Origin of the sequence: Halogeometricum sp. S3BR5-2, from assembly GCF_031624635.1 — an archaeon.
Lineage (GTDB): Archaea > Halobacteriota > Halobacteria > Halobacteriales > Haloferacaceae > Halogeometricum > Halogeometricum luteum.
Genome location: NZ_JAMQOQ010000005.1, coordinates 265,106 through 280,859 on the forward strand (window position 1 = coordinate 265,106; position 15,754 = coordinate 280,859).

13 protein-coding genes are annotated in these 15,754 nt (G+C 67.5%); 5 read left to right on the forward strand and 8 right to left on the reverse strand.

Annotation, left to right across the window (positions count from 1 at the left end; translation table 11 throughout):
- Nucleotides 1-37 precede the first annotated feature (37 nt).
- The 4 genes from NDI79_RS18030 to NDI79_RS18045 form a co-directional block, all read right to left on the reverse strand.
- Nucleotides 38-1,468 (reverse strand): MATE family efflux transporter, encoded by a 1,431-nt coding sequence (locus NDI79_RS18030; protein ID WP_425499634.1) that lies wholly within the window; start codon nucleotides 1,466-1,468, stop codon nucleotides 38-40.
- A gap of 246 nt (nucleotides 1,469-1,714) precedes the next feature.
- Nucleotides 1,715-2,857 carry an OapC/ArvC family zinc-ribbon domain-containing protein gene (locus NDI79_RS18035; protein WP_310930050.1) on the reverse strand — a complete coding sequence of 381 codons (1,143 nt, stop codon included), beginning with the start codon at nucleotides 2,855-2,857 and terminating at the stop codon, nucleotides 1,715-1,717.
- Nucleotides 2,858-2,936: 79 nt separating this feature from the next.
- Nucleotides 2,937-3,317, reverse strand: a complete 381-nt coding sequence (locus NDI79_RS18040) for a DUF2073 domain-containing protein (protein ID WP_008386401.1) — start codon at nucleotides 3,315-3,317, stop codon at nucleotides 2,937-2,939.
- Between the two features lie 5 nt (nucleotides 3,318-3,322).
- Nucleotides 3,323-3,964 carry an Era-like GTP-binding protein gene (locus NDI79_RS18045; RefSeq protein WP_310930051.1) on the reverse strand — a complete coding sequence of 214 codons (642 nt, stop codon included), beginning with the start codon at nucleotides 3,962-3,964 and terminating at the stop codon, nucleotides 3,323-3,325.
- Between the two features lie 1,068 nt (nucleotides 3,965-5,032).
- Here NDI79_RS18045 and NDI79_RS18050 point away from each other — a divergent pair.
- A complete protein-coding gene (locus NDI79_RS18050; protein ID WP_310930052.1) occupies nucleotides 5,033-6,901 on the forward strand; it encodes a Cdc6/Cdc18 family protein in 1,869 nt (622 codons plus the stop codon).
- Between the two features lie 93 nt (nucleotides 6,902-6,994).
- Here NDI79_RS18050 and NDI79_RS18055 read toward each other — a convergent pair whose 3' ends face one another.
- The gene (locus tag NDI79_RS18055; protein ID WP_310930053.1) at nucleotides 6,995-7,879 is read right to left on the reverse strand and encodes a S26 family signal peptidase; all 885 of its coding nucleotides are present in this window, start codon (nucleotides 7,877-7,879) and stop codon (nucleotides 6,995-6,997) included.
- 94 nt (nucleotides 7,880-7,973) lie between these two features.
- Here NDI79_RS18055 and NDI79_RS18060 point away from each other — a divergent pair, with 94 nt between their 5' ends.
- Both NDI79_RS18060 and NDI79_RS18065 read left to right on the forward strand, forming a co-directional pair.
- Complete coding sequence (locus NDI79_RS18060) at nucleotides 7,974-9,647, forward strand: DNA-directed DNA polymerase II small subunit (RefSeq protein WP_310930054.1); 1,674 nt, start codon at nucleotides 7,974-7,976, stop codon at nucleotides 9,645-9,647.
- Between the two features lie 113 nt (nucleotides 9,648-9,760).
- Complete coding sequence (locus NDI79_RS18065; RefSeq protein WP_310930055.1) at nucleotides 9,761-10,891, forward strand: oxidoreductase; 1,131 nt, start codon at nucleotides 9,761-9,763, stop codon at nucleotides 10,889-10,891.
- 12 nt (nucleotides 10,892-10,903) lie between these two features.
- Here the strand turns inward: NDI79_RS18065 and NDI79_RS18070 are convergent, their stop codons facing one another.
- The gene (locus NDI79_RS18070) at nucleotides 10,904-11,335 is read right to left on the reverse strand and encodes a hypothetical protein (protein ID WP_310930056.1); all 432 of its coding nucleotides are present in this window, start codon (nucleotides 11,333-11,335) and stop codon (nucleotides 10,904-10,906) included.
- 265 nt (nucleotides 11,336-11,600) lie between these two features.
- Here NDI79_RS18070 and NDI79_RS18075 point away from each other — a divergent pair, with 265 nt between their 5' ends.
- Complete coding sequence (locus tag NDI79_RS18075) at nucleotides 11,601-12,779, forward strand: aspartate kinase (RefSeq protein ID WP_310930057.1); 1,179 nt, start codon at nucleotides 11,601-11,603, stop codon at nucleotides 12,777-12,779.
- 182 nt (nucleotides 12,780-12,961) lie between these two features.
- Complete coding sequence (locus NDI79_RS18080; protein WP_310930058.1) at nucleotides 12,962-14,323, forward strand: tryptophanase; 1,362 nt, start codon at nucleotides 12,962-12,964, stop codon at nucleotides 14,321-14,323.
- Between the two features lie 36 nt (nucleotides 14,324-14,359).
- On the opposite strand, the gene NDI79_RS18085 is transcribed toward NDI79_RS18080, so the two are convergent.
- A complete protein-coding gene (locus NDI79_RS18085; RefSeq protein ID WP_310930059.1) occupies nucleotides 14,360-14,950 on the reverse strand; it encodes a VTT domain-containing protein in 591 nt (196 codons plus the stop codon).
- Nucleotides 14,951-15,081: 131 nt separating this feature from the next.
- Nucleotides 15,082-15,741, reverse strand: coding sequence for a metallophosphoesterase family protein (locus tag NDI79_RS18090; protein ID WP_310930061.1), 660 nt, complete (start codon nucleotides 15,739-15,741; stop codon nucleotides 15,082-15,084).
- Between the last annotated feature and the right edge of the window lie 13 nt (nucleotides 15,742-15,754).

The following is a 15,754-nucleotide window of genomic DNA, read 5'->3' on the forward strand; positions in this document are numbered from 1 at the left end:
GGGCGAAGCCGAGGAGAGCGAGGGGTCTCGGCGGCGGTCAGTCCGACGCCGACCCGACGCCCGACTCCCGGGCGACTCGGAGCCACTTCCCGCTGTGGTAGCGCGCGGCGTTGACGACGCCCCGGGCGTACATGTCCGCGACGATGGCCGCGTAGACGGCCGGCAGTCCCCACCCGAGACCGGGCGCGACCGTGACGCCGAGGAGCGTGAGACCGAAGCCGACGGGAAGGGCCGCGGCGGCGATGGGAAGTCGGACGACGTACGTCCCGAGGAGCGCGCCGTAGAACGGCCAGCGCGTGTCGCCGGCACCTCGAAGGGCGCCGCGCATCGTCCGCGAGACGCTGAACCCGGCGACGCCGAGGCCGAACACGCGCACGAACGTCGCGGTGAGGGCGACGTCGCCCGCGCGGAACAACTGCGCCAGCCACTCCGCCCCGGCGAACAGGACGGCCGCGACGAGCAGTTGCGTCACCAGCGCGATGCGGAGCGTCTGCCAGCCGAACGCCGTCGCCTCGGCGTCGTCGCCGCCGCCGATGGCCTGCCCGACGAGCGTCGAGGCAGCCGTTGAGTACCCCCACGCGGGCATCAGTGCGAGGAGCATCACGCGGCGGCCGATGGCGTACGCCGCGACCACGTCGGTGCCGAGGACGCCGAGCACGAACAGGAACGGAAAGCGCCCGAACGTCCGCGAGAGACGCGTTCCCGCGAGCGGGAGGCCGACGCGGACGATTTCACTCGCGACGCTCCAGTCCCACTGCTTGCCGCCGAGGCGAAGCGTGATGGCCTGCCGCCCGGAGACGAGGAGGCCGAAGAAGATGGTCGCCGCCAGCGCGTTGGCGGCGACGGTGCCCCACGCCGCCCCCTCGACGCCGAGTCGCGGCGCGCCGAACAGTCCGAAGATGAGGACGGCGTTGAGCACGACGTTCGTCGGCACGGTGAGGACGCGGACGTACATCGGCGTCCGCGTGTCGCCGACGCCGGCGAGGGCGCGGGCCGCGATCATGCTCCAGAAGCGGAAGGCGACCGAGAGCATGACGATGCGGAGGTAGGCGCTCCCGAGACGTATCGCGGCCGGGTCGTTCGTCAGCAGGTCGACGAGCGGCGTCGCGTACACCCACCCGGCGACGGTGATGGGGAGGGAGACGAGGAGGGCGAGCCACAGCGACTGCTTGACGGCGAAGTCGGCGGCGTCGTAGTCCTCGGCGCCGACGAACCGCGAGACGACGCTGATGGTGCCGCTGGTCAGGGCGAGGGCGAGGCCGAACGGGATGAAGTAGTACTGAAAGCCGAGTTCGAGACCCGCGACGGCCGACTCGCCCAAGGCGATGCTCACCATCAGGAAGTCGGCGATTCTGAGCAGCGTCCGCATCCCGCCGGTCACCATCACCGGCACCGCGAGGTCGAACGCCCGCGACCCCTTCTCGCGGTCGACGAGGCCGAGTCGGGCCAACAGCGCGGGAAAGCGCATCAGGGCGTCGTGGGCGCGGCGCTGGAGCGACGAGGACACGTCGGACGGTAGGACGAGACCCGTGTAGCCGTTCACCAACCGGCGGATAGAACCGGTACCCGGTCGGAGCGGACAGAACTACTCGGTCGGGAACCTGTGCGGGCGGTCGGGCGTAGGTTCGACCGGAAACGAAGGGGTTCGGCCGGCAGGAAAGGGACGGAGAGGACTGCGGAGAGGAACGAGGAGGGGGAAGCGAAGCGAGCGACCTCAGCGGTCGTCGTCGCGCGGTCCCCACGTGTCCGGGACTTCGATGACGTAGCGGCCGTCCTCGCGCAGCGAGATAATGTACTCGGGGCGGTCGTACAGTTCCATCAGGTTGAGTTCGTACTCGCCGGGTGCGACGATTTTGATGCTCTCGAACTGCTCGTTCAGTTCCTCGCGGAGTTCGTCGAGGTTCGGCCGGTCGTCGCTCCGCGGTTCGATGACGCGCCCGTTCGCGTCCGTCGGGCGGTCGGCCTCGGAGGCGGCGCGAATCTCGTCGGGCGAGACGACGTCGGACCGGGCGCTCGCCTGCGCGTCGTCTTCGCCGTCGTCGTCGGAGGCGGCGCGGCCGGTCGAACGGTCCGCCGTCTCCGTCGGTTCGGACGGGCTATCGGTCCGGTTCGCGGAGTCGGATGGGGGTTCCGCGGACCGGTCCGCGGGGTCGGACGGACGGTCGGTCTGGTTTGCCGGGCCCGCGGGGTCGGACGGGCGCTCCGGGGACGAAGCGCCGCTCTCGTCGGTCCCCGGTCCCGTCTCGGCCTCCGTTTCCGTCTCCGTCGACGACCGGCGTTCCGGGGGGCGGCGCTGCGCGTCGCCGGTCCGCCGGCGGTTCTCCCGGAGCGTGGTCTCGTCCTTCTCGTCTTGGACTTCGCTGGCGAAGCCGCGGGAGTTCGCCCACTCGCGGAGGCTCTGCCCGCGGCGGCGGGCGGCGTCGACGTCGTTCGGGGGGTTCGCCCCGGCCTCGGTCTCGCGGTCGGCGTCGGGTCGCTCGCTCTCCGCGTCCGCCGCCCGGGAGGCGGCGCGTCGCCAGGTGTTCGACCCGGACGTCTCGTCTGCGGGTTCGGCGTCGGTCGCGTTCGCGTCGGCGGTCCGCCCCGACGGCGGTGTGGAATCCGACGTCGGCGTCGAATCCGGTGACTGCGTCGGGTTCCGTGATTGCGCCGAATCCGACGGTGGCGTCGCGTCGGACGACGCCGTCGACTCCGACGGCGACGCCTCTCGCTGGCCGGTCGTCTCGGCGGCGTCGTCGCGTCCGCCCTTCGAGGGGCTGAACTGGAACTTGTTGCCGCCGCAGTTAGGGCATCCCGACAGCATCTCCTTGGAGCCGTCGGCGAACACCCTCCCGCAGTTCGTACATTGGTGGGGCATGTGTGTCCGTTCTCGTGGTCTGGTGTGGGTTGGGTCGGTGGTCCGCGTTCGAGTGCGGGTGGCGTTGCGCGGCGCCGCGTTACTTCCGGGAGACGAGGGCGCTGATGAGGTTCTCGTCTTTGTGCAGCGTCTGAATCTGATTCGCCGGGCCGATGACGGTCAGCTTCTTCGTCTCCTCTTTGCCCATCAGTCGGCCGAGGAACCCCTGTCCGCCTTGGGACTGCGGGTAGGTCTCGATTTCGATGCCGTTGAACTCGTCGGGGCTGATCTCCGTCATCGTGACTTCGATGAGTTTCGACTCCTCGTCTGGCGAGAGCCCCTCCTCCAGGATGACGATGTTGCCGTCGCGGACGCCGTCAAGGATGAGACGGATCTTCTCCATGCTCGCGAGCCCTTCCATGCGGGCTCCGCTGATGAGGTCGATCTGCACCCCGTCGTCGCCGGGTGTGACTTCAGGCATGATACTCACCCGAAGTACTCCGCTATCTTGTCGTACACTTCGTCCATGTTGTTACCTTCCAGCGCGGAGAGCGGCACCGTCTCGTGTTGCGGAAACGCGTTCGATATCCGCTGGACGTTCGCGTCCTCCAGGTCGGTCTTGTTCGCGAAGATGAGGACGGGGAGGTCCTGGCTCTCGATGATGCCGATGAGCATCGTGTTGACCTGCGTGAACGGGTCCTCGGTGCTGTCGAGCACGTAGATGACGCCGTCGACGTCCTCGCGGAGCCAGTGCATGGCCTCGGCGACGCCCTCGGTGGCCTCGCGGGACCGCCGGACGGCGTCGTCCTTCTCCATGTCGTGGTCGAGGAACTCCTTGTAGTCGACTTTGGTCGTCACGCCCGGCGTGTCGACGATGTCGATGGTGACTTTCCTCCCGTTGCGTTCTATCTCCACGTTCTCCTTTCTGCGCGCGCGCCGCGTCTCGTGAGGGACGTGGCTCTCCGGACCGATGGCGTCACCGGTCCAGTCGCGGGCGATACGGTTTGCGAGAGTCGTCTTCCCGGCGTTCGGCGGTCCGTAGATGCCGATTCGTCTCGGCTCTGCGTCCGAGAACATCCGGTCGACGACCCGTGAGATGCTGTCTCGTAATCCTGTAAGCAGTCCCATCCTGTCCTCCCGCACCTCCCGAATCCGTCGTGGAGGGGCGTATGCAGGTACCACATTTCTGTGATTACTTAAGTACTACGTCAGACACCGGTCAGGTTCACGTCCGCTTTATCCGGCCGAAACCCGATTAACGACCGGGTAGACGAGCGGACGAAACCGAGAGATAGAGCGGTGTTTCGGTGTGAAAACATCTTTTTAGATGAAATTTCGTGAGGGGAATAGTATCCCGGATCGATAGTATCGACGACTGTGGGTTGTTACCGCGCTTCTCGGGAAAACCCGGGGGTCGCCCCCCACCCCTCTGTTTCAAGTCGAGCGAGCGAGTGGCCCGGTTCGACGTCCAACAGGGCACAGAGTCACCGCTTTCGCCGCGAGACTCGATGGGAGAACGTCGGTACGTCCTCGGACGACCGTTCGCCGTCCATTCTCTCGTGTCTTCCGGACCCCCCACCCCTTCGTTTCGAGTGGAACGCGCCGAGAGCCCTCCCCCCGCTCTCGGTGACGGCAGCTCATCTAGTTTAATACAGAAAAGAATATGGCGTAATTATCTCTTTTCTCCCCACTACGGGTTTGGTTGTGAGTACACGGTACTAAAACTACCGGCTCTAGAAGCCACTCGCGAACCCCCCACCCCACCTCTACGCCGTTCCACCCGAAACGAAGGGGTGGGGGAGGGTGGCCCCTCCTCCGCTTCGGGTCCGCGGCTCCTGCGGCGCTCCGAACCTTCCGTTTACGGCCCGCACAGGCGGGACTGACTGATTCGGGTGCATCCGAAACACCTCCGTGTCGTGGGGCCAACCCCTTCGCTTCCGGTCGACCGAGAATTGATATCGATACCCTCGACCTATTACAACTAGAACGAGTATAGAGGGCATTCCCGTTCCGTGCATCCGAAACCGTGCGACTGATAGACAAGTTTTTTGTAGCACCTCTTCGTCTGGTTCGTCTGCATCATTTGGACGCTCCGTCCTCGGTTCTAAGGTCCGATGCCGCGAATACGACGGCGTCCGGCCCGTTATGGTCCGTTTTCGGAGCGGTTTCCAGTCGAAATGAGGGGGTTACTCACGCATGAACGACGACACACCGGCGCGAGACGGAGACGAGGGGTCGGGTTCGGCCGACCGGTCCGAGACGGACACGACGGCCTCGACCGAGGCCGAAACCGAGGATCATCCCTCCGAAGAGGGGTCTGCGGCCGTAGATGCGGACGCGGATACGGATGTAGATTCGGAGGGCGAGGGCGAGGTCGGAGACGACCCCCGAACCGAGGAAACGTCCCGCGGAACGGACGAAGCGCAAGTCGACGCCGAGAGGGGTACCGACGGGGCTCCCGACGCCGCCGACGAAGTCACGGCCGAGGACATCGACATCAGCGAGAGCATCGGTCCCGGCGGCCCCGACGGCGTCTCCGGCGCCGGCGAGTCAGGAGTCGACACCGCGGGGGGTGGAGACGTGAGTCCCGACGGCACCGACGGAACGGGAAGAGCGACGGGCGACGAGGCGGCGACCGACGTGAGCCTCGACGAAGTCGTCCTCGACGAGGAGGACGGCGACAGTCGCGGCCTGTTCGACGACCTGCTCTCGGGGGAACCCATCTTCGAGAACAAGGAGGTGCTGCGCCCCTCGTACACCCCGCACGAACTCCCCCACCGCACCGAGCAGATAAACCAGATGGCGACGATTCTCGTCTCCGCCCTCCGCGGTGAGACGCCGTCGAACATCCTCATCTACGGGAAGACGGGGACGGGGAAGACGGCCAGCGCGAAGTTCGTCAGTCAGGAACTCGAATCGACCTCCCAGAAGTACGACGTCCCCTGCGAAGTCGAGTACATCAACTGCGAGGTGACGGACACGCAGTACCGCGTCCTCGCGCAGTTGGCGAACAAATTCATCGAGAAGAACTTCTCCGTCATCGAAGACGAACTCGACCGCCTCGAAGACCTCCGCACACGCGCGGGAGACGCCCCGAACTCCCTCTCCGACACCGAGTTCGACTCGCTCGACGCCGTCGAGGAGCGCATCGACCAACTGGAGACGGACCGCGAGGAGATGGAGACGGTGCCGATGACCGGGTGGCCGACCGACCGCGTCTACTCGACGTTCTTCGACGCCGTCGACTACAACGAACGCGTCGTCGTCATCATGCTCGACGAGATAGACAAACTCGTCGAGAAGTCGGGCGACGACACGCTGTACAACCTCTCGCGGATGAACTCCGAGTTGGACAACTCGCGCATCTCCATCATGGGTATCTCGAACGACCTGAAGTTCACCGACTTCCTCGACCCCCGGGTCAAATCGAGCCTGGGCGAAGAGGAGATCGTGTTCCCGCCGTACGACGCGAACCAACTGCGCGACATCCTCCAGCACCGCGCCGACGTGGCGTTCAAGGACGGTGCGCTCACGGACGACGTGATCCCGCTCTGTGCGGCCTTCGCCGCGCAGGAACACGGCGACGCGCGCCGCGCCCTCGACCTGCTCCGGACCGCGGGCGAACTCGCCGAACGCGGACAGGCCGACACCGTCGAGGAGGCGCACGTCCGGCAGGCGCAGGACAAAATAGAGTTGGACCGAGTGGTCGAGGTCGTCCGTACCCTTCCCACCCAGTCGAAAATCGTCCTCTTCGCCATCATCCTCCTGGAGAAGAACGGCGTCCACAACATCAACACGGGCGAGGTGTTCAACATCTACAAGCGCCTCTGCGAGGAGATAGACGCCGACATTCTCACCCAACGGCGCGTCACCGACCTCATTTCCGAACTCGACATGCTCGGCATCGTCAACGCCGTCGTCGTCTCGAAGGGCCGCTACGGCCGCACTAAGGAGATTTCGCTGTCGGTTCCCATCGACGAGACGGAGGCGGTCCTCCTCTCGGACTCCCGCCTCGGCGACATCGAGAACGCGCAACCGTTTGTCCAAGCCCGTTTCGACAACTGAGCGACTTCGCCCGCCGCGACTCCCTCTCCCGCCCCCATCTTCTCGACCCCTTCGGTTCGAGTCGAAACGCCTCGGCTCGCCTCTGGACGGTCTCTACGCGGCGCCCGCCGCTCTGTTCGCGGAGTGGAAACCGGGGGGTCCGTCCGCCGCCGAGTTAGTCGTCGTATTCGGCGCCGTCGAATCCGGCGTCGTCGCGTTCGTCGCCGAGTTCGGCACAGTCGCGGTCGCGCCTGTGGCCGCGGTCGCGGTCGTCGAATAGCCCGTCTCGACGCCCGCGGGCATCGGGAGTATCGCCCCCGCGAGTTCGAGTCGAACGTACCCGAGGAAGGGGATACGGAGTCGCGCGACGCCCTGTATCCACTCCGGGCGGACCGGTTCGGCGATGCGGCTGGCCTGGTCGTAGCGGGCGTTCGCGTCGCCTTTGGTGATGAACCCGGCGTGCGGCGCGGGGCAGTAGCTCAACTCCTCGCAGTCGTCGGCGGAGACGTAGTCGGGGTTCGCCCTGTCGTACCAGTTCTCCCCCTCCTCGACGTGGAAGTGCGCGCGGTGGATGATGGGCGAACCCAGCCTCGACGGCGGGTCGTAGACGACGACGGACCCGGCCCCGCCGAACGACTGGTAGCCCTCCTCGCTCCCGACGTCGACGGTGACGACGCCGGTGTCCTCGAACGCGTAGTCGGGGCTGAAGCGGTCGGGTTCGGTGATGAACACGAGGTCGCCGCGGTACATGTGCGGTTCCATGCTTCCGCTCTCGACGGCGACCATCGGCGGCCAGACGCCGGCGATGGCGAACAGGAGGAGGCCGAGAACGAGGACGGCGGAGACGCTCACCAGCAGTTCGCGGACGAACAGCAGGGGGCCGTCCTGCGCGTTCAGCAGTCGATGGAGGGGCGAGTCCGACGACTCGGTACTCGACGCGTCGGGGTTCGGACGAGGCGGGTCGTCGGAGGCGCCCGCGTCGCCCTGGTCGTCGTTCATCTACCCCTGCGTTCTCCGCCGTCGAGTTTTAACGTTCTGGGACTCGGTCTCGGATTTTCAGTACGCTTTTCTCCGACGTCGCCGTTCGACCGGTGTGCCTCTGGAGACGCCGGCCCGCATCGTCCGCGAACTCGCGCGCCACGGCTACAACGCCGAACGGGAGGCCGTGACGCTCATCGCGGGCGCCGCAGACCCCGGGACGACGCTCGCGCGCGCCGTCGAGCATGCCGGCCCCGACTCCTTCCGCGTCACCGCCGAGGACGTCCGCGCGGTGCTCGACGCCGGCCCGAACGCGACTGACGCGCCCGTCTCCGACCCCGCCTCGCCCGCCGAAACCCCGCCTACCGACCCCGGAACGACCGACCCGACGACGGACGGCGGGGCGGCGGCCGGAAGACCCGCGGATAACGACGCCCACGAATCCGCCTCTACCCCCGCTTCCACCCCCTCGACAGACCCCTCTACTTCGAGTGGAGAAACGAACGACGAAGACTCGATAGGACCGAAATCGGCTGCACCCGAAACAGAGGGGAACCGGTCCGGACGCAGTTTGGACACGTCGCTCCGGTCGCTCGACGTCGCCAACGACATGACCGGACAGAGCACCGGAACGGGCGAGTACGGCGACTTCGTGAAGGTGTTCAAGGACCGTTACGAGAAGCTCTCCCGACAGCTTCGCGGCCGGGTGAACCACCGGCCCGCCGAGGCCATCCAGTCGATGTCCGGCGGCAGCGACGCGGCGATGGTCGGCCTCGTCAACGACATCCGGTCGACGGCCAGCGGTCACTGGCTGGTCGAACTGGAGGACACGACGGGGACGTTCCCCTGTCTCGTGATGAAGGACCGCGAGTTCGCCTCGGCGGTGGAGGAACTCCTCTTAGACGAGTGCATCGCCGTCGAGGGCACTCTGGCCGACGACGCGGGCATCATGTTCGTCGACTCGATGTACTCCCCGGACGTGCCGCGGACGTACAGGCCGAACACCGCGGACAGACACGTGCAGGCGGCGCTCATCTCCGACGTGCACGTCGGGAGTCAGGAGTTCATGACCGACGCGTGGCAGCGATTCACCTCGTGGCTTCACACCGAGGAGGCCGAACACGTGGAGTACCTCCTCATCGCGGGCGACATGGTGGAAGGCGTCGGCGTCTACCCGAACCAGGACGAGGAGTTGGACATCGTCGACATCTACGACCAGTACGAGCAGTTCTCCGAGCACCTCAAAGAGGTGCCGGGCGACATGGAGATAGTGATGATACCGGGCAACCACGACGCCGTCCGCCTCGCCGAACCCCAACCCGGGTTCGACGAGCACCTCCGCGACATCATGTCCGTCCACGACGCACACATCACGAGCAACCCCTCGACGGTGACCCTGGAGGGTGTGAAGGTGCTGATGTACCACGGCGTCTCGCTGGACGAGGTTATCGCCGAACTCCCCGCGGAGTCGGCCAGTTACGACGAACCGCACAAGGCGATGTACCAGTTGTTGAAGAAGCGCCACGTCGCCCCGCAGTACGGCGGGCACACCCGCCTCGCGCCCGAGGAGAAGGACTACCTCGTGATGGAGGAGGTGCCCGACGTGTTCCACACGGGCCACGTCCACAAACTCGGCTGGGGGAAGTACCACAACGTCCTCGCGGTCAACTCCGGGTGCTGGCAGGCCCAGACCGACTTCCAGAAGTCGGTCAACATCGACCCCGACGCGGGCTACGCGCCCATCCTCGATTTGGACACGCTGGAGATGACCGTTCGAAAGTTCTCCTGAATTCCGACGACTCCGCGACACCTCCCGCCTACGCCCCGCGGTAGCACACGTACTGTGCGCGGCCGCGACACGTCCGCCGCCCGTTCTTCAGCGTCCGGACGCAATCACGCACGATGACCGACTCGGACTCCCTCTTCGACGCCGTGACGCTGAACGACATCGAACTGGACGGTCGCGTCGGCCTCGCGCCGATGACGCGGGTCAGCGCGACGGACGACGGCCGCGCGACCGACGAGATGGCCCGCTACTACGCGAAGTTCGCCGACGGGGGGTTCTCGTTCCTCATCACCGAGGGTACCTACACCGACGACGCCTACAGTCAGGGCTACCTGAACCAACCCGGACTGGTCACCGACGAACAGGTCGAGGCCTGGCGCGGCGTCGTCGACGCCGTTCACGACGCCGAGGCACCCATCTTCGCGCAGTTGATGCACGCCGGCGCGCAGGCGCAGGGCAACCCGCACGTCGAGGACGGGGAGACCATCGCCCCCTCCGGCGTCCAACCCGAGGGCGAGATGGCCGAGGCGTACGGCGGGAGCGGGGAGTACTACGTCCCGAACAGAGCCACGAAGGAGCAACTCGAGGACGCCCGCGAGGGGTTCGTCGAAGCGGCGAAGAACGCCCGGAAGGCGGGCTTCGAGGGCGTGGAGATACACGCCGCGAACGGCTACCTCCTCAACGAGTTCCTCGCGGCGGACGCGAACCGCCGCGACGACGAGTTCGGCGGCGACCCGGAGGCGCGCGCTCGCTACCCGGCAAGTGTGGTCGAGGCCGTCGCCGAGGAACTGCCCGAGGAGTTCGTCGTCGGCGTCCGCGTCTCGCAGACGAAGGTGAGCGACGCGGAGTACGAGTGGGCCGAGGGCGAAGACGCCGCCGAGGCGTTCTTCGGCGCCTTCTCCGACGCGGGCGCGGATTACCTGCACGTCACCGACCCCGACGTCACGGCGCCGGCGTTCGGCGACGGGGGACCGACGCTGGCGGAACACGCCGTCGAGTACGGCGACGCGCCCGTCGTCGCTAACGGCGGCCTCACCGACCCCGAGGACGCCCGCGGGGCGGTCGAGGCGGGGTCCGACCTCGTGACGTTGGCGACGGGTGCGCTGGCGAACCCCGACTGGCCGCGCCGCGTCCGGTCGGGCGCCGACGTCGAGGACCTCGACGAGTTCGACCCCGAGGCGTTCCTCGCCCCAAGCGCGTCGATAGCGGACCACGAGGTGCCGTCCGAGGCGAGCGCGGACGACTGAGACCGAACGCCGTCAGGGCTCCATCCCGAACCGAACCGTCTCCTCGCTCATGAACCGCGGTCCGGGGCCGAGGCGTTCGAACCCCGCGCGCTCGGCCGCCTCGTGGTGGTCGGTGGCCGACGCGACGGCGAGATACTCGACGCGCAAGCGCTCATTCGAGGCGAAGCGGACGGGTTCGCCCAGCAGTCGCTCGACGGCCTCCGCGGACCCGCCGAGTTGGGTGACGTGGACGGTGTCGTCGCGGACGTCGAACGCGACGAAGCCGAGGAGTTCGGCGTCCGCGGCGTCGGTGTCGGCGTTCGGGTCGGACGCCTCGCGCCGCCGTTCGGCCACGCGGACGGTCCGGTCGTGGACGACGTTCCGCATCACGTCGGTCGGGACGTCGGCGATGGCGGCCAGCGATTCGGCGTCCGTTTCGAGGGCGTCTCGTACCTCCGCGTCCATACCGTATGGTACCACGCCGCAGTGATAAAGGCCGCTGTCGGCCGGAGGCGTCGCTGTGAACGGGACTCGCCGCCGGTGGTCGGTGCGGCCCCCGTCTCCGACGGTCCGACAGCCCCCGCAACCGCGAACCTGTCAGTCGGACCGGACTGTCGGCGTCGGCAACGGTTGAAGGGGGAGACACAGTTATACGCGGCCCCACGCTACCCCCGCGCATGCCACAGCACCAGTCTCAGTCTCTGCGGGCGAATCGGCCGGGGGTCGGGCCGTGCGAGTAGTCGCGAAGTTCGGGGGAACCTCGCTCGGAAGCGGCGACCGGATCAACCGCGCCGCCGACTCCGTCGCCGCCGCCGTCGAACAGGGTCACGAGATAGCCGTCGTCGCCTCCGCGATGGGCAACACGACGGACGACCTTCTCGACGAGATACAGTTCGAGGCCGACGACCGCGACCGGGCCGAAATCGTCTCGATGGGCGAGCGAACCAGCGTCCGGATGCTGAAGGCGGCCTTGACCGCCCGCGGCGTGAACGCCCTGTTCGTCGAACCCGGCTCCGAGGCGTGGCCGGTCATCACGAACGACCTCGGCGAGGTGGACGTCGAGGAGACGAAGCGGCGCGCCGCGAAACTCGCCGCCGACATGGACGGCGTCGTCCCCGTCATCACCGGTTTTCTCGCGCAGAATCACGACGGCGAGATAACGACGCTCGGCCGCGGCGGGTCGGACACGACGGCCGTGATGATGGGCCGGTACATGGACGCCGACGAAGTCGTCATCGTCACCGACGTCGAGGGCGTCATGACGGGCGACCCGCACGTCGTCGAGGGGGCGCGGAACGTCGGACGCATCACCGTCGACGAACTCCGGAACCTCTCGTTCCGCGGGGCCGAAGTGGTCGCCCCGTCGGCGCTCTCCTACAAGGACGACACCCTCGGCGTCCGCGTCGTCCACTACCAGCACGGCAACCTCCTGACCGGCGGGACGCTCATCGAGGGGGAGTTTCACAACCTCATCGACATGCAGGAGAACCCCCTCGCGTGCATCACCGTCGCGGGGCGTTCCATCCGAAACCGGCCGGGTATCCTCGCGGACCTCTCGCAGGCCCTCCGCGAACGCGACGTGAACGTCGACGCCGTCGCCAGCGGGATGGACTCGGTCACCTTCTACATCGACGAGGACCGCGCCGAGGAGGCCGAGAACCTCCTGCACTCGAAGGTCGTCGACGAGCAGTCGCTCTCCTCGGTCACCGTCGCGGACGGCCTCGCCGTCATCCGCGTCACGGGCGGGGAACTCCCCAACCGACCGGGCGTCATGCTCGACATCGTCCAACCCATCTCCGAGGCCGGAATCAACATCCACGACGTCATCACCTCCGCCACCTCCGTCGCCATCTTCGTCGCGTGGGACGACCGCGAGGAGACGCTCAGCATCGTCCAAGACGAGTTCTAACTCCCGACTCTTCGACCTCGGCACCGGTTTTCCGCATCTCCGCGCGTCGAGGGACGACTCCGTCCACTGTCGTCGTTCTCCGGTCCTCTCCGCCGCCGACCGTTCCCCGTCGCCTGAAACCCGCCGGAGTCCCTCGATTATCCTCGGGAACGACCTTCACGGCGGGCGGCGTGTGCTCTCCCATGCGCTCGTACAAAGCGAAGATGGTCGAACCCATCACCCTCCCCTCGCGCGAGGACCGCGAGTCGGCCCTCGATGCCGCCGGGTACAACGCCTTCAATCTCGACGCAGACGACGTGTACGTCGACCTCCTGACCGACTCGGGAACCGGAACGATGAGCGCCGAGCAGTGGGGGGCGCTGATGCGCGGCGACGAGGCCTACGCCGGCAGTCGAAGCTTCGAGGAACTCCGCGAGGCCGTCCGCGACGTGATGGGCTTCGAGCACGTCGTCCCCACTCACCAGGGACGCGGCGCGGAGAACGTCGTCTACGGCGTCCTCGTCGACGAGGGCGACGCCGTGCCGAACAACGCGCACTTCGACACGACGCGCGCCCACGTCGCCAATCAGGGCGCCGACCCCGTAGACTGTCCGCACGAACTCGCCCGCGACCCGGACGCCGACCACCCGTTCAAGGGGAACTTCGACGTCGAGGCGGGGTGGGAACTGGTCGAGGAAGTCGGCGCCGACGCGATTCCCGTCGTCGTCCTCACGGTGACGAACAACTCCGTCGCCGGCCAACCCGTCAGCGTCGCCAACACCCGCGAAGTGGCCGCCTTCGCCGACGAGATAGACGCGACGTTCGTGATTGACGCCTGTCGGTTCGCCGAGAACGCCCACTTCGTCCGGGAGCGAGAGGCCGAGTTCGCGGACGCGACGGTGGCCGAAATCGCTCGCGAACAGCTTTCGTACGCCGACGCGGTGACGATGTCGGGCAAGAAGGACGCCCTCGTCAACATCGGCGGCTTCGCCGCGATGGACGACCCCGACCTCTTCGAGGCGGCCAAGCAACGGGGCATCCTCTACGAGGGCTTCCCCACCTACGGCGGTCTCGCCGGGCGCGACGTCGCGGCGATGGCCGTCGGCCTCCGGGAGGCCGTCGAACCGCCGTACGTCGGAGAGCGGGTCGAACAGGTGGCCGAACTCGGCCGCCTCCTGACCGACCGGGGCGTCCCCGTCTACGAACCGACCGGCGGCCACGCCGTCTACGTCGACGCCGGGTCCGTCCTCCCGCACGTCCCGAAAGAGCGCTTCCCCGGGCAGGAACTCGTCTGCGCGCTCTACCTCGAAGGCGGCGTCCGCGGCGTCGAACTCGGCGGCTTCGCGTTCCCCGGGACCGACCGCCCGGACCTCGTCAGACTGGCGCTCCCCCGCCGAACGTACTCGCGCGAACACCTCGAACACGTCGCGGAGACGGCCGCCGCGGTGCGGGAGTCCGCCGAGCGCTACGAGGGGCTGGAAATCGTCGAGGAACCGGAGATGAAGGAACTCCGGCATTTCTCGGCGCGGCTGGAACCCGTTTCGGCCTCTCTCTCGGCCGACTGACTCCGTCCCTCTTCCCGACTCACTCACGTTCGACTCTCAGGAGACCGACCCGACGCTCTCCAGCACGAACAGCGTGATGAGGAGTCGGCCGACCGTCCCGACGAACGCCGCCGCCGCGAACTTCGCCCGTTCGAGGTCGAGCACGGCGAAGGCGTACAGCAGCAGCGTATCGGGGAACATCGGCACCATCAGCGTCCCCGCCAGTCCGACGTAGCCGTACCGCTGGACGAGGTCGACGACGCGACGCTGCGACCACGCCACGGGGTCGACGCCGAGCGAGCGCACCGCTCGAATCGCGGGACCGGACCGGGTGGCGCGGGTTCCGAGCGACAGGGCGGCGACGCTCCCGAGCGCCTTACCGAGGCTGCTCACGACGACGACGAGCGCGATTTCCACCGCCGTCGGCGCGCCGAGTTTCAGCGTCCCCTCCACCGCCGGGACGAGCACCGCCTCGCCCGGAAGCGGTAGGACGACGGCGATGAGCACCGAGTAGACGAAGATGAGGGCCAGTCCGCCCCACCCGCTCGCCGCCCGCACCGCTTCGGCGACGACGCCGTCCCCGAATCCGGGGAGGGCGAATACGGCGGCGGCGACCGAGACGGAGACGGGAAGGAGTGACGGGAACATGGTTCGTTTCGACGGCCGCGCGTCACCGCGCCGGCCGTCGCTGAGACCGGGTCGCTCCCGGACGGGTAATCCCTATCGGCCCCGTCGAATCCCTTCGACGGTTCGGTTCCGTCGCTCGCGTCCGCCGCCGGCTACTGTCCGTCGTACAGTCGCGTTCCGATGCGCTCCGGCAACCCGGCCTCGTTCACCGCCTCGACGACCGCCTCGACGTCGTAGTCGACGCGGCGTTCTTCGACCGACAACTCGTCCAAGTCCAGTATCGCGTACGCCGCGCGGTGGTCGCCGTCGCGGGGTTGGCCGACGCTCCCCGGGTTCATCACGATGCCCTCGTCGAACGTGCGGTGGTCCTGTACGTGGGTGTGACCGAGGACGAGGACGTCCTCCTCGTCGAGGAAGTCGGCGTCGAACTCCTCGGGGTAGGTGTACTTGTCTTGTATCCTCGGGTGGTCGTGGACGAGTTTCACGCGCCCGTCGAACTCCGTCCGTTCGTCGGGCAACTCCGAGAGCCACCGCATCGCGTCGTCGTCGAGCACGTTCCGGGTGTACTCGACGCCCGCGGCGGCCATCCCGTTGAATCGGAACGCCGTCCCGGAAGCGACGGCCCGGTCGTGGTTGCCCATCACCGTCGGCACGTCCCGTTCGCGGAGTTCGGCGACGCACTCGGCCGGCCAGGGGTTGTAACCCACCACGTCGCCGGCGCAGACGATTCCGTCCACCGCGGGCATATCCGAGAGGACGGCGTCGAGTGCGACCCGGTTCCCGTGTACGTCCGAGATGACGGCGACTCGCATGCGTCGACGTAGG

Bases quoted from the DNA above. Each gene is read 5' to 3' on its own strand.
- NDI79_RS18045 (WP_310930051.1), bottom strand. From the start codon at position 3,964: ATGGGACTGCTTACAGGATTACGAGACAGCATCTCACGGGTCGTCGAC.
- NDI79_RS18090 (WP_310930061.1), bottom strand. From the start codon at position 15,741: ATGCGAGTCGCCGTCATCTCGGACGTACACGGGAACCGGGTCGCACTC.
- NDI79_RS18065 (WP_310930055.1), top strand. From the start codon at position 9,761: ATGACCGACTCGGACTCCCTCTTCGACGCCGTGACGCTGAACGACATC.
- NDI79_RS18050 (WP_310930052.1), top strand. From the start codon at position 5,033: ATGAACGACGACACACCGGCGCGAGACGGAGACGAGGGGTCGGGTTCG.
- NDI79_RS18070 (WP_310930056.1), bottom strand. From the start codon at position 11,335: ATGGACGCGGAGGTACGAGACGCCCTCGAAACGGACGCCGAATCGCTG.
- NDI79_RS18085 (WP_310930059.1), bottom strand. From the start codon at position 14,950: ATGTTCCCGTCACTCCTTCCCGTCTCCGTCTCGGTCGCCGCCGCCGTA.
- NDI79_RS18080 (WP_310930058.1), top strand. From the start codon at position 12,962: ATGCGCTCGTACAAAGCGAAGATGGTCGAACCCATCACCCTCCCCTCG.
- NDI79_RS18030 (WP_425499634.1), bottom strand. From the start codon at position 1,468: ATGCGCTTTCCCGCGCTGTTGGCCCGACTCGGCCTCGTCGACCGCGAG.
- NDI79_RS18040 (WP_008386401.1), bottom strand. From the start codon at position 3,317: ATGCCTGAAGTCACACCCGGCGACGACGGGGTGCAGATCGACCTCATC.
- NDI79_RS18055 (WP_310930053.1), bottom strand. From the start codon at position 7,879: ATGAACGACGACCAGGGCGACGCGGGCGCCTCCGACGACCCGCCTCGT.
- NDI79_RS18035 (WP_310930050.1), bottom strand. From the start codon at position 2,857: ATGCCCCACCAATGTACGAACTGCGGGAGGGTGTTCGCCGACGGCTCC.